Here is a 12642-nt window from a genome sequence, read left to right as displayed (position 1 = left end):
TGATGCCGGGTATGGCTACAGCGCCTCGCTTTATGGATGCGATCGGCGAAGCGCTCGCCGATCGGCTGAAGGCGCATGGCGATGATCGCCCCTCGGTGCAGACGGTGTTTCCTTATGGTGACTGGGGACGGCATCTTGTGCTGCAGCTTCGCGAAATCTCCGTCGACCTCGGCTTGTCCCCGGGACGCGCCGAGCGTTCTATCGGCGCCAGACGTATCCGGGCCGAGCTGCAGGAGTTAACGACGCTGGAAGAAGTGCTTATCGTCGGTCATAGCGGCGGTGGCGTAGCAGGGCTTCACGTATCGCGGTGGCTGCGGAAGGAGTTTCCGCACCTGCGCCTTCGCAACGTGCTCGTCGGATCGCCCAAATGCCGGGTGCTGCCTGACGAGCAGCATGCGGTTCTGGCGATCCGGGCGTCATCCCTTGACGGCCGAACCGTCGACCCGGTCGGACGGCTCGGCAGCTGGGGCGGATGGGAACGGACCCTGCTGGGTCTTGTCCGGTGGAACCGCTGGAAGTTCGCACCGCAGACGCGTATCGAGCTGCCGATCGTCGGCGGGCATCCGGATTATTTTCGCGGGTATGCGCCGTATGTGGATGAGACGGGGATGTCGAACCTGGAGAAAACGGCAGGATGCATCGAGAATTGGTTATCTGCCCATTAATCGCGGGGGGCGTGGAGCAGAGCGTAATAGCGTCCCGCTGCACAGCAGGATAATGAAAAAAAACGACCTGAATCAGGTCTCGAATTAGGTAGGGGTCGCCGGCTTGGCGGGGGGCGGTGCGAGTTTGGCCCGTTCCCCGCACCAGGCGTATTTTTTGTCAAAAGGCCGCGTTTGGTGCGGTTGCCCGGGAAATGAAGATTAGGAAATAAGGGAAATACGGAAAATACGGAAATCCAAGAGATCCAAGAGATCCAAGAGATCCAAGAAAACCAGCCTCTGCTGCAAACAGAAAAAGAACGATTGTGGAATCGTTCTTCGAAGTTAACAAGTATGAAATTGATTTACATGACGGGCCGTGTTAAAATCAAATATAACGCTTGAAAATGTAAAGATAAATAATCATATTTATCTAATTTAATATTACCACAATAAAAAGCCCGTGTCAAGCGTTTCCCCTCACATTTTTTTATTAAAGGAGAAGTCGCATGAATTCCAATGAACATCCGCAATGGCAAGAGGAACAACAACGCGTCCGTCACGTGGCGGCGGAAATCCGGGAACGGATCGGATCGCTGCAGGAACAGCTTGGCGCGATTCGCTCCGATATCGTCACGCTCCGCACACACTTCTGGGACGATGTAACGGTTAACTTCGAGGATGCGGCCGAAGCGGCCGAAACGTATGCGAGCATGAAGCAGCAGGCCGAGGTATTGTCCGAGCGGGAACGCAGTCATAAGCATGCCCGGGCGCAGCTGCTCGTTCTGGAGCGGCTGAAAGACTCCCCTTACTTCGGGCGCATTGATTTTCGCGAAGACGGAGAATCCGCTGCCGAGCGAATCTATATCGGTATCGGCTCGCTTCTTGAGAAATCGGGCGAGACCTTCCTGATTTACGACTGGCGCGCTCCCGTCTCCGGCATGTATTACGATTATGCGCCCGGCCCTGCGCAGTACGATACGCCGATGGGGCGAATAAGCGGAACGATGGAGCTGAAGCGGCAGTACATGATCCGGGGCGGCGAGATCCGCAGTTTGTTCGACACCGGGATTACGATCGGCGACGAGCTGTTGCAGCAAGTGCTGGGCAAGCAGTCGGACACCCAGATGAAAAGCATCGTCGCGACGATCCAAAAGGAGCAAAACTCCGTTATCCGCGACACCAGCAGCAAGCTTCTTGTCGTTCAAGGAGCGGCAGGCAGCGGGAAGACGTCCGCCGCTCTGCAGCGGGTTGCTTATTTGCTGTATCGGTATAGGGAGACGTTAAGCGCCGAGCACATTTTATTGTTTTCGCCGAACCCGATGTTCAACAGCTATGTGTCGACCGTCTTGCCCGAGCTGGGCGAAGAAAACATGGAGCAGACGACGTTCCAGGAATACGTTGAGTTCCGTCTTGGAGATGCGTTCGACATTGAGGATCCGTTCCGCCAGCTGGACGATGCATTGACGATGATGGACACGGCCGATTATGACGTGCGTATGGAGAGCATTAAGTTTAAAGCGAGCCTCTCGTTCCTGCAGGTCATGGAAAGGTATGTGAACGGTTTGAAGGAGGAAGGACTTGTTTTCAAACCCGTTATGTTCCAAAACCGCGAGCTGATCGGTGCGGAGGCGATGCGTCAGCAATTTTATGCGTACGACCCGAGCTGGTCGATTCCGAACCGGCTGCACCAGCTGGTTGAATGGCTGCAGCAGCAGCTCAAACAATTCGCGCGGGCCGAGAAGCGCAAGCCATGGGTCGAGGACGAAATTGAGCTGCTCGATCAGGACGCTTACATGGAAGCGTATGAGGCGCTGCGCCGCAAGAAACGGTTTACCGAAGAGTCGTTCGACGATTTCGAACAGGAAAAGGCAGCTTTGGCCGCGATGGTTGTCAACGTGCATTATAAGCCGCTGCGCAGCTGGGTGAAACGGCTCAAATTTGTCGATCTGCCGGCGACGTACGCTGCGTTATTCGCAAGTCCCCGGAAAGCTCTCGATTGGGCCGGCGAAGCGGGGCTGCCCGGATGTTGGCCGGCGGTTTGCGCTCTAACCCTTGATCGGTTGAAGCGTGGAGAGCTGGCGAACGAGGACACGACGCCGTTGTTGTATTTGAAGGACCGCATCGAAGGCGCGCACCGCAATCTGAAGGTGCGGCATGTGTTTATTGATGAAGCGCAGGATTATTCGCCGTTCCAATTCGCGTATTTGATGCAAATGTTCCCGAGCAGCCGATGGACCGTGCTGGGCGATTGGAATCAAGCGATTCACGTACAGGCGGCGGACCGCGACCGGTTCGGCGATTTGATCGCGCTGTTCGGCGAGGAGCAGTCCAAACGTATCGTGTTCACCAAAAGCTACAGGTCGACCCGGCAAATCGTCGAATTTACGCGCGGGATGCTGGTCGGAGGGCAGGTTATTGAGCCGTTCAACCGCGACGGTCTCCTGCCGACGGTAACTTATGCCCCCGATCTTGGCACCATGCGCGAACAAATCGTACGGCAGCTTGAGACACTGCTCGAAGAAGGGCACCGAACGCTTGCCGTTATTTGCAAAACGGCGGCCGAAAGCCAGGACACGTATGCGGCGCTGAAAGAGCGCTTGCCGGTTCGGCTGATCAGTACGGAGACGGTTACGTTCGAGCCCGGCCTGCTGGTCATCCCCGCCTATTTGGCCAAAGGGGTGGAGTTCGATGCGGTTATACTGCATAACGCCTCGGAGGAACGGTACGGGCGGGAGAGCGAAAGACGTTTGTTTTACACGGCATGTACGCGGGCCATGCATGAGCTGCACTTGTTCCATACAGGGAAAGTAAGCCCCTTTGTGGCGCAAACGCCGCCGGAAACTTATATAAAGCGCTGATGCGGAAAACGGCCGGTCTATTCAGAACCGGTCGTTTTTGCGTCAGCCGGGAAGAAATCGGTTATAGTGAATAAAATAAAGTCTACGGACTATGCTGGTAAGGAAGCCCAAATTAACGATTGAAGGAGGTGCGGGAGTCGGATGAAGAAAAAAAACGTTTTTTTTCAAACCTTAATTTGCCGGTTTCAAGATGACGATGTGTCGGCGTTGGCCGCTCAATTGACTTATTATTTGATCCTGTCGTTCTTCCCGTTTCTCATCTTCGTCGCGGCACTGCTTAGTTTTACCCGTTTTTCGGCTATAGACGCGCTCGAGCGGTTAAGCTTGTTTTTACCGGAGATGTCCAATCAGACGATCTCGGAGGTTTTATATGAAATCGAGCAGACCCGCAGCGGCTCGCTGCTTTCGTTCGGATTGATCGCGGCGCTCTGGTCGGCGTCCAACGGCGTCAATGCGATTATTAAGGGACTTAACAAGGCGTACGATGAAGAGGAGAACCGCCCGTTCTGGCTCGTCCGTTCGATGTCGCTGCTGACGACGGTCGTTCTTGCGGTTGCGATCCTGTTAAGCTTCAGCATGCTCGTGTTCGGCCGGATGATCGGCGAATGGATTTATCATACGGCACATTTGCCGGGCGATTTCTCGCAGTTATGGGGATGGGTTCAGTATGCAATCCCGCTCGTCGTGTTATGGACGATGTTCGTGCTGTTATATTCGTACTTGCCAAATGTGCGGCTAGGGTATAAAGCGGTCATTCCGGGCGCGATCTTTGCGACCGGCGGCTGGATTGTCGTCTCGATGCTGTTCTCCTTCTACGTGAATCACTTTGACAGCTATTCGAGAACGTACGGCAGCATCGGAGGCATCATCGTTCTGCTGACCTGGTTGTACTTATCGAGCATGATTATATTGTTGGGCGGCCAAATCAACGCAACGCTTCATTTTATGAAGACAGGAAGGGAGAAGCCGCCGTGCAAAGCGTTCTCGTTGTCGCTTTTCGGATGGAGTCGTAAGTCAACGTGAATGAAGTTGATTACATAAATTATTAATTACATTAATTAAAATCCGGCAAAACTGCAAGGAGTAGACGCCATGTCTTCGCCGCCGTATAATATGATTTCATCTTTTTGGCGGGAGGCCCCTATATGAACCATGGAAAAGATCGCTATGTCAGACAGCCGGCGAACGCAAGCACCTGCTGGGAGCCGATGTATCGCTTGGACGTGCCGCTCGACCCGCTTGAGCGGGGGCTGCTTATGACGGGCGAACTATGGCGGCTGCATCGCGTATCCCATTTCGGAGCGGCCGCTTTAGCCAGTCCGGTCAAACACTCGCGGTACGAGCATACGTTAGGGGTATGGGCGCTCGCCAAGACGTTTTTCCCGGAATGGCGCGAGCTGCATGCGGCGGCGCTGCTGCACGATATCGGCCATCTGCCTTTCTCTCACGCGGTGGAGAAAGCGATCGGGCAAGATCAACATCGCATGACCGAACAATTGATCTTGTCGGCGCCGATAGCCGGTTTGCTGAGCAAACACGGCTTGTCCGCATCGGATATCGTCGACTTACTGAATACCGACTCCCCGTTGACGCACCGATCCGGTTTTTTGGGCTTGGATCACCTGGACAGCTTCCTGCGCGACACGCATGCAGCGGGCTTGTACGATCGGCATCCGGCGGAGCTGATCCGAAACATTCGTTTCGAAGGCCATGTTGTGAGCACCGATGAAGAGACGGCCTCTCATATACTGGAAGCCGTTGTTCGCGATCACCGCATATTCCTGCATCCGTACCATCTGGCCCTGGATGCGCTGCTGTCGAAGGCCGTGCTGGGTCTCATTCGCGAAACGCCCTGTTTCGCGGAGGAGATCCGGACGATGACGGACGACCGGCTGCTGGCTCGATTCGAGTCGTCCGGGGACGACGAGGTTCGGGCCATGGCGAAGGTGCTGTTTCATCAACCGCATCGGCTCCGCCCGAGTGAGGCGCATGCCCCGCATGCGATTCGGGCGGAAGTCCGCAAGCTGTATCCGAAGCAGCCGCTCGTCAATGGCGTTCCGCTCACCGAGCTGCGGGATGATGCGAAGCTTCTCCTGCAGGAGCTGGAATCGCTGCGCGGCGTGTTCTTTTACCGGATCGATTAGCCGCCGCGTTCGTCGGGAAGGGAGAGTTCTGATCGGCAGATGCAGGGAATCGGATCGCTTGAAGCGTCTCTACAGAGAAGAGGCGCTTTTTGTATTGCCAATCATACCGATACGACCTCAAAAAAATTTGCAGCCTTTATTCAGCGGAACATACAGTTGTGACGTCTATATTAGAGTAAGGCTCAAATCTTGGTCGAAAATGTTGAAGCAGGGAGGAGTATTGCGTCATGAAATGGATTCGCCGCATGTTGTTAATTGGCATAACCGCCGTTATCCTGGCTATAGGTTGGCCGCACCTCGACCGCCTGAAGCCGGCAGCGGCCTTCGCGTGGCGCTCCGTCAGCAGCGGGGAATTTCTGAAGCCGGGCCCCGTCATTCAGGGGGAAGCCGCCGCGCTCGTGAATGGGGAGACGGGGGAACTTCTGTTCAGTAAACGGGCAAGCGAACGCATGTACCCCGCAAGCACGACGAAAGTGATGACGGCGCTTATCGCCTTGGAACGGTTGAAGCCGGAAGATCGGATTACGGTTGGCGACGAGGTGAGCTTGCGTACGCCCGGTGAAAGCTCCGCAGGACTGACCGCCGGTCAAAAGCTGACGCTGCGCGATCTGATCGCGGCCATGATGCTGCCGTCCGGCAACGACGCCGCCCGCACGGTCGCCGTCCATGTGGCCCGCAAATCGTGCGGCGCCAAGCTGAAGACGCGGGAAGCGATGAACTGCTTTGCGAAGCTGATGAACGAACGGGCGAAGCAGCTGGGGGCGGACGACTCCCACTTCGTCAATCCGCACGGGCTGCACGACCCTGACCATTATTCGACGGCTCGCGATCTTGCGATCATCGCCGTGAAGGCGATGGAGCAGCCGGAGTTTCGCCGCATCGTAGCAGAGCCCGAGCATCGGGTTGCAGGCAGCGCGGGGACCGGTTCTACGGTTTCGAGCAGCGGTTCCCCGGCCCCGCAGCGCTATACGAACCGCAATTTGCTGGTGCAGCCGAGCGGCGGTTATTATTTTCAAGGCGCTAACGGGGTGAAAACCGGATTTACCGATGAAGCCGGCTATTGTTTGGTCGCTTCGGCTCAACGCGGCGGCACTCAACTGATCTCCGTCGTGCTGCGGTCGACGCAATCGGAAGTCTGGACCGATTCGACAGCGCTGTTGACGTACGGTTTCGGGAAATCGTCGTAACGCGTAGAATTGCGGCGCATGCAAAACCGCCGAATGACGGCTTATTTACATTCGGTACCGAATTCGATATAGTGTCTGTAACTGCTGGAAAGTTATTCCTAATGAACGAGCTTGCCGTATTCATTCGGGGGTGAACCGGACACCGGGATCGGTTCCGGCAGCCGGACAGAAAGGACTGTCGGAGGAGACGCAGTACAACGATGTCTTAGGCGGGATGGGAGAGGGAGTCCGGTGATCAGTACGTTGATGTGGGTGTGCATCCTTACTCTGGTGATTCATAGCGTTGAAACGCTGTCTTACGCCATCCGGTTGTCGGGCGTACGCGCCGGGAAGCTGGCTGTCGCGCTATCCATAACGGGGATCGTCGTGCTTGTGTCGCGTACCGCGAATTTGATTCAAGCGCCGTTAACGGCGAAGCTGATCGACCAGGCGAAAGGCAGCGAATCGTTTCCGCTGGAAACGTATTTCAGATACATTTTGGGCGCATCTTCGCTCGGGACGCTGGTCGCGATTGCGCTGTTTCCGACCTTTGTCTTTTTGTTCGCGAGGGTCATTGCGCATTTGGAAATCGAGGGCTCGATCCCGAAGCTGATCTCCAGCGTCACTGTCGATAAAATCAGGCACGCGAAGCATCACCTGCGCAAACCGCGTCTTTCCATGCTGCGTAGTCTCCGATATTACGGCATTCCGAAGCGGCTGCTCGTCTTGAACGCCGTCGTCACCGCAATCTATACGGTAGGCGTCCTGTCTTCGTTGTATGCGGCTCATCTGGTACCGGCCTACAGTATGACGGCATCGCAATCGTCCGGACTCATCAACGGAATTGCGACGATTATGATGACGGTGTTTGTCGACCCTCAGCTGGCGCTCATTACGGATAAAGCGATTGCGAACGCCGAGGCGCGGAGCAAGCTCGGACGTATTTTCGGCCTGCTGATGATTTCGCGGTTTGCGGGCACGCTGCTTGCGCAGCTTTTTTTCTTACCGGGTGCGTACTGGGTCAGTTTGGTAGTACAGTGGCTGTAACATGGAGGCACTCGACGTTAGCGGGGAATTGACGCACGGATTGATGGATGGAGGATGACCGGGAATGGAGAACAGGATGCATTCGCCGCTGGGCCCCTTGGCTATTAACGTACGGATTCGAACCCGAAAAGCAGCCCGTGATGCATTAACTTTCGTTCCGACCCCGTCTTCCGGCAAGCCCGCACAGCCCGAGCAAACCGAGCAGCCCCCAGTTGGCCCGGCTGGTGGCGTCGGCTGCATTCGTCTGGAAAGCTTGAATCCCGCCGTAGGGAAGAGGAGTTCCTCCGAGGCCTGGCGGTACGAAGCCCGGCGTACTGCCGGATCGACCGAGCTCCGCCGTACGGTCGAGGCCGGCGCCGGCCGGGCTTGCTGGCGCGGCTGCGAGGGGCGTTATCTGCAGCGACACAGCAGCGAAAGCCGTCGTCACAGGCACGGACGCAGACAGAGCGGCGAACACGATGAAAAAGAACCAGCTTTTCAACATTCAACATGACCTCCGTTAGCCGGGGAACCCATTTTTCTGATAGCATTCCCCAATTCGCCTGCGCGCTTGACATCAATCAAGGAATATTTCGATACCTGTTGACAGCGGTCAAACGATCCGATATATTTATCTTAAATTAAAGATAATTCGACGGGGACGATCGGCCGAAAGGTTGAATTATTTTTATGTATAAATCTTAATATTAAGATTTTATTGCGTGAAGTCTTAACTTTAAGATAAAATAAAACTTTGGGAGGCTTTTTTATGATGATGGACACCGGATTGTTGATCATTCGTTTGGTTGTTGGCTTGACGTTAGCGGCGCATGGCGCTCAGAAGCTGTTCGGCTGGTTCGGAGGCTACGGTCCGAAAGGCACGGGGGGCTGGATGGACTCCATCGGTATCAAGCCGGGCGTACTTATGGCGGTGCTCGCCGGGTTGATGGAGCTCGCAGGCGGCATATTGTTCGCTGCGGGGCTGTTCACACCGGTTGCCGCCGCGTTGATCGCGGTCACGATGCTTGTTGCGATCGTGAAAGTGCACGCTGCTAACGGCTACTGGGTTTCGTCGAACGGATACGAATACAACCTGGTGCTGATTGCTGTTTCGGTCGGCATCGCATTCATCGGCGCCGGCGCTTATTCGCTTGACGCGCTGCTGTGAGCATTGGGCCCGCTGCGCCCGATGGGAGCGTACCTCCTCACCTAATACTGTCAAGAGAATGGAGGATTTATTCGATGATACGCATTTATCCCGCTGCTTCCCGTTACTCTGCTGACCACGGCTGGTTGAAAAGCAATTTTAGTTTCTCCTTCGGCGACTACTACGATCCTGAGAACATGAACTTCGGCGTCTTGCGGGTGTTGAACGACGACACGATTGCAGGCGAACGCGGCTTCGGGGCTCATCCGCATCGCGAGATGGAGATCGTCACGATTGTCCTGAAGGGTCAGCTGCAGCATGAAGACAGTACCGGCCACAAAGCCGTCACAACGTTCGGCCAAGTGCAGCGAATGTCGGCGGGCACGGGCATCATTCATTCGGAGGTCAACCCGTCCAGCGAAGAAGTACAGCTGCTGCAGCTTTGGTTCATACCGGCCGAACGGGGATTAACCCCGTCATACGAAACGACGGATTACGACTTGACGAAGCTGCGCCACCAATTGCTGCCGGTCGTTTCCAACGCATCCGGTCCCCATATCGCGCACATCCATCAAGATATGACGATCTATTTGAGCGAGCTGGAGAACGAAACGATCGACTTTCAGCAGAAGGAAGGGCGGCGTACGTTCCTGTTCGTCATTGAAGGCTCGCTGACGTTGAACGGTGACAACAAGCTCGATCGCCGGGATTCCGCGCGAATCGAGGACGTTACCAACCTGTCCCTTCAAGCCGAAGGTCAGACGCTGTTTATGCTGATTGACCTTCCCTAAAATCAAGATTCCGTAAACGAGGTGCCGGTCCTTCGCTGCAAATGCGGGGACCGGCACTTATTTTTATGTGAAAAATCTATATTTTTCAAGTTCAAGCGAATACGTTATACTGTTGCTATATCTTTTCCATCTTGGGGGTTGAACCGTACATGAGCCAGAATGGCGATTACGGCGCGATGGGGCGCCAATATTTACAAGCGGAATCATATGGCGTCGCGGCTTTTTGTTTATATCGCGCGATTTTGGAAAATAAGGAAAACGCCAGTGCGTGGAACGGCTTGATCCTCGCCTTGACTTTCATGCGTAAGGAGTACGATGTCCAGACGGTGCTTGCGAGATTTGCCCTGCAGCCGCAGCTCCCTTATGATCCGGACATGATTTCGTTCGCGATGATGATGTGGCAGAACAACCCGCGTGCGCTTGGGGAATGGATGGCCGCGGTGTCCCGGATGCGGGGGACCGGCGAGCATAAAGCGATGCTGACCGGGCTGGAGGCCGACCTGAAGAAAGCATACGGCGACCTTGTGGAGCAGCACGGCGAAGAGACGTTACAGGAAAAAGGCATGATCCCGCTTGCGGAATATGCCGCCAGACGGATTGAACTTGACTGGATTCACGAAGGCGGATCCGTCGATACGATATATAACAACGCGAAAGAATGGATCGAAGATCCCGAGCAGGCGCTCTCGTGCGTTCGCTTGCTTTGTATGCTGCCGGACCCGCGCAGCGAGAAGCTGCTGCGTCGCGTTTGCCGCAACGAAGAGCTGGATAGCAAGGTGCGCACCCATGCGCTGCTTGCGCTGCGCTGGCTGGGCATACGCGGCAACGTGAAGTTCCATAACTTCGGCGAATCATTCGTCGTTAATCTGGACAATCCGCAGCCGGAGCTGACGGTCTCGGTACCCGCCGTCTTCAAGCCGGCCTTGAACCGGATGATGCTGTGGGTTGCTAAAGAACAAGGTCATGTTACAGCGGACGAATACGAAGCGGCCGCGTCCACCGACGAACCGGAATTTTCGGACGAACTGGCCGAGAAGGTGAAGAATGCCGAGCTTCCTTCGCTGCTGCAGGAAGTCGTGCATACGCTGATTCGTGCCGCCTATGACAAATATTATCCGCTCGTCCCCACGATTCGCGGGACTCGGGACTGGGCAGCCGCATTCCTGATGCTGATGAAGGATTACGCCGTCGGCGTCGGGATGGGTTGGCCGCTCGGCGAACCGGAGCAGATCGAGCAAGCTGTGCTTCACCGCAATTGGCTGCTGAGCGGTTCGCCGGACTTCTATGAAACGCTGCAGTCCGTCCATGCTTAACGCGCCGACCCCGTTATGAAGAGAAGAACCGATTTCCCGCATAGAGCTGACGGCGGGGAGGCGGTTCTTTTTGTTATTGAACATAAAATGAAGCAAGCTGCCATTTTTTACTTGCCAAAACTAATAACATTAGTTATTATAAAACTAACAACATTAGTGTATGGGGGCGGTGAATCTTATGATGCGTATGAAAAGAGAATTGACTTTGGCGCAACTTACATTTTTTCCTAGGTTATTTCCGGTAAATTGTTATTTGATTGAGGAAGAAGACGGTTTAACGCTTATCGATGCCGCGCTTTCGGTAAGTTTGAAGGGGATTCTGCAAGCGGCTCGGCTCATCGGGAAGCCGATCGTGCGCATCGCGCTGACGCATGCTCACGGGGATCACGTAGGGGCGCTTGACGGACTGAAGCGCCAGCTGCCGGACGCGCCGGTTCTGATCTCGGTCCGCGACGCACGGTTAATGCGCGCGGATTCTTCCTTGGATCCGGGCGAGCCTCAACGGCCGATCCGCGGCGGCCTGCCGAAGAAGCTGCAAACCCGTCCCGATGTTCTGCTGAAGGATGGCGACCGGATCGGTTCGCTGACGGCCGTCTCCGTACCGGGGCATACGCCTGGCTCGATGGCCTTCTACGACGAACGCACCGGCTTTCTGATCGCCGGGGACGCGATGCAAACAAGAGGCGGAATTGCGGTATCGGGCCAGATGGTGCCTTGGTTTCCTTTTCCGGCGATGGCTACGTGGGATAAACAAACGGCGCTGGACAGCGCCCGGAAGCTGCGCGAGCTGCAGCCCTCGATGCTGGCGGTCGGTCACGGCGATCTGCTGCCGAACCCGCTTCAGGCGATAGACCGCGCGATTGCCCAAGCCGAACTTAGTTTAAACGGAAAACCCGCGCAAAGGAGCGTTTAGCATGTCACCGAGAATGGGATTGGATTTACCGGCTATTTTACAGGCAGCCACCGAAATCGCCGATCAGCAGGGCCTGGAGAACGTCAGTTTGGCCGGGCTTGCGAACAAGCTGGACGTTCGTTCTCCATCGCTTTACAACCATGTGAACGGACTTCCCGGTTTGCGCAAGAAGATGGCCGTGTACGGCATCGGGCTGCTCACGGCCGACATGAGGCACGCTGCCGTCGGCCGGTCCGGCGACGAGGCGCTGCGCGCCATTGCCCGCGCCTACGTGAGCTTCGTGAGGAAGCATCCGGGCTTGTATGAGGCGACGCTGCGGGCGCCGGAGGCTGACGATGAGGACCACCGCCGCGAATCGGAGGCGCTTGTCGCCCTGGTCGTCCGTGTGCTTGACGTGTACGAATATCAGGGGGAGGACGTTTATTACGTCGTCCGCTGCTTTCGCAGCATGCTGCACGGCTTTGCCTCCCTGGAGCAGCAGGGCGGCTTCGGGATGCCGCTTGGCCTGGACGATACGCTCGAGCTGCTGATCGATGCGTTTCTGGCCGGCATGCGGGTGTTGAAGCAGCAGCGGGTTAGCGGTCTGACGAAACCCGATGCATGGAGCGAGAGAGCGGGGGATTCGCGATGACTTTTATCG

Annotated in this window: 12 protein-coding genes; 11 read left to right on the top strand and 1 reads right to left on the bottom strand. The window is 55.9% G+C overall.

Annotated features, from left to right (window positions below; translation table 11 throughout):
- Window positions 1-11 precede the first annotated feature (11 nt).
- The 6 genes from PVA01S_RS00935 (at window position 12) to PVA01S_RS00910 (ending at window position 7859) form a co-directional block, all read left to right on the top strand.
- Complete coding sequence (locus PVA01S_RS00935) at window positions 12-665, top strand: hypothetical protein (RefSeq protein ID WP_127604429.1); 654 nt, start codon at window positions 12-14, stop codon at window positions 663-665.
- 485 nt (window positions 666-1150) lie between these two features.
- Window positions 1151-3502: an RNA polymerase recycling motor HelD gene (gene helD, locus PVA01S_RS00930; protein WP_127604428.1), complete on the top strand. Its 2352-nt coding sequence runs from the start codon at window positions 1151-1153 to the stop codon at window positions 3500-3502.
- 141 nt (window positions 3503-3643) lie between these two features.
- Window positions 3644-4525, top strand: a complete 882-nt coding sequence (locus tag PVA01S_RS00925) for a YihY/virulence factor BrkB family protein (protein ID WP_127604427.1) — start codon at window positions 3644-3646, stop codon at window positions 4523-4525.
- A gap of 122 nt (window positions 4526-4647) precedes the next feature.
- A complete protein-coding gene (locus PVA01S_RS00920) occupies window positions 4648-5646 on the top strand; it encodes an HD domain-containing protein (protein ID WP_127604426.1) in 999 nt (332 codons plus the stop codon).
- A gap of 227 nt (window positions 5647-5873) precedes the next feature.
- Window positions 5874-6833 (top strand): D-alanyl-D-alanine carboxypeptidase family protein, encoded by a 960-nt coding sequence (locus PVA01S_RS00915; RefSeq protein WP_127604425.1) that lies wholly within the window; start codon window positions 5874-5876, stop codon window positions 6831-6833.
- 231 nt (window positions 6834-7064) lie between these two features.
- The gene (locus PVA01S_RS00910; RefSeq protein WP_127604423.1) at window positions 7065-7859 is read left to right on the top strand and encodes a lipid II flippase Amj family protein; all 795 of its coding nucleotides are present in this window, start codon (window positions 7065-7067) and stop codon (window positions 7857-7859) included.
- Between the two features lie 145 nt (window positions 7860-8004).
- Here PVA01S_RS00910 and PVA01S_RS00905 read toward each other — a convergent pair whose 3' ends face one another.
- Window positions 8005-8343: a WGxxGxxG family protein gene (locus PVA01S_RS00905; RefSeq protein ID WP_127604421.1), complete on the bottom strand. Its 339-nt coding sequence runs from the start codon at window positions 8341-8343 to the stop codon at window positions 8005-8007.
- 267 nt (window positions 8344-8610) lie between these two features.
- Between PVA01S_RS00905 and PVA01S_RS00900 the strand changes: the two genes are divergently transcribed.
- The 5 genes from PVA01S_RS00900 (at window position 8611) to PVA01S_RS00880 (ending at window position 12633) form a co-directional block, all read left to right on the top strand.
- Window positions 8611-9006 carry a DoxX family protein gene (locus tag PVA01S_RS00900; protein WP_127604714.1) on the top strand — a complete coding sequence of 132 codons (396 nt, stop codon included), beginning with the start codon at window positions 8611-8613 and terminating at the stop codon, window positions 9004-9006.
- A gap of 74 nt (window positions 9007-9080) precedes the next feature.
- Window positions 9081-9776 (top strand): pirin family protein, encoded by a 696-nt coding sequence (locus PVA01S_RS00895; protein WP_127604419.1) that lies wholly within the window; start codon window positions 9081-9083, stop codon window positions 9774-9776.
- A 149-nt stretch (window positions 9777-9925) separates the two neighbouring features.
- Window positions 9926-11089, top strand: coding sequence for a HEAT repeat domain-containing protein (locus PVA01S_RS00890; RefSeq protein WP_127604417.1), 1164 nt, complete (start codon window positions 9926-9928; stop codon window positions 11087-11089).
- A gap of 181 nt (window positions 11090-11270) precedes the next feature.
- On the top strand, window positions 11271-12002 hold the full coding sequence (locus PVA01S_RS00885) for an MBL fold metallo-hydrolase (RefSeq protein WP_127604712.1): 732 nt from the start codon (window positions 11271-11273) through the stop codon (window positions 12000-12002).
- Between the two features lies 1 nt (window position 12003).
- Window positions 12004-12633 carry a TetR/AcrR family transcriptional regulator gene (locus PVA01S_RS00880; protein ID WP_127604415.1) on the top strand — a complete coding sequence of 210 codons (630 nt, stop codon included), beginning with the start codon at window positions 12004-12006 and terminating at the stop codon, window positions 12631-12633.
- Window positions 12634-12642 lie beyond the last annotated feature (9 nt).

This window comes from Paenibacillus validus NBRC 15382, from assembly GCF_004000985.1.
Classification (GTDB): Bacteria; Bacillota; Bacilli; order Paenibacillales; family NBRC-103111; genus Paenibacillus_G; species Paenibacillus_G validus.
Note: the sequence above shows the minus strand (reverse complement) of the source record. Positions and strands in the feature narration are given on the sequence as shown.

Bases quoted from the DNA above. Each gene is read 5' to 3' on its own strand.
- PVA01S_RS00935 (WP_127604429.1), top strand. From the start codon at position 12: ATGGCTACAGCGCCTCGCTTTATGGATGCGATCGGCGAAGCGCTCGCC.
- helD (WP_127604428.1), top strand. From the start codon at position 1,151: ATGAATTCCAATGAACATCCGCAATGGCAAGAGGAACAACAACGCGTC.
- PVA01S_RS00925 (WP_127604427.1), top strand. From the start codon at position 3,644: ATGAAGAAAAAAAACGTTTTTTTTCAAACCTTAATTTGCCGGTTTCAA.
- PVA01S_RS00920 (WP_127604426.1), top strand. From the start codon at position 4,648: ATGAACCATGGAAAAGATCGCTATGTCAGACAGCCGGCGAACGCAAGC.
- PVA01S_RS00915 (WP_127604425.1), top strand. From the start codon at position 5,874: ATGAAATGGATTCGCCGCATGTTGTTAATTGGCATAACCGCCGTTATC.
- PVA01S_RS00905 (WP_127604421.1), bottom strand. From the start codon at position 8,343: ATGTTGAAAAGCTGGTTCTTTTTCATCGTGTTCGCCGCTCTGTCTGCG.
- PVA01S_RS00900 (WP_127604714.1), top strand. From the start codon at position 8,611: ATGATGGACACCGGATTGTTGATCATTCGTTTGGTTGTTGGCTTGACG.
- PVA01S_RS00895 (WP_127604419.1), top strand. From the start codon at position 9,081: ATGATACGCATTTATCCCGCTGCTTCCCGTTACTCTGCTGACCACGGC.
- PVA01S_RS00890 (WP_127604417.1), top strand. From the start codon at position 9,926: ATGAGCCAGAATGGCGATTACGGCGCGATGGGGCGCCAATATTTACAA.
- PVA01S_RS00885 (WP_127604712.1), top strand. From the start codon at position 11,271: ATGCGTATGAAAAGAGAATTGACTTTGGCGCAACTTACATTTTTTCCT.
- PVA01S_RS00880 (WP_127604415.1), top strand. From the start codon at position 12,004: ATGTCACCGAGAATGGGATTGGATTTACCGGCTATTTTACAGGCAGCC.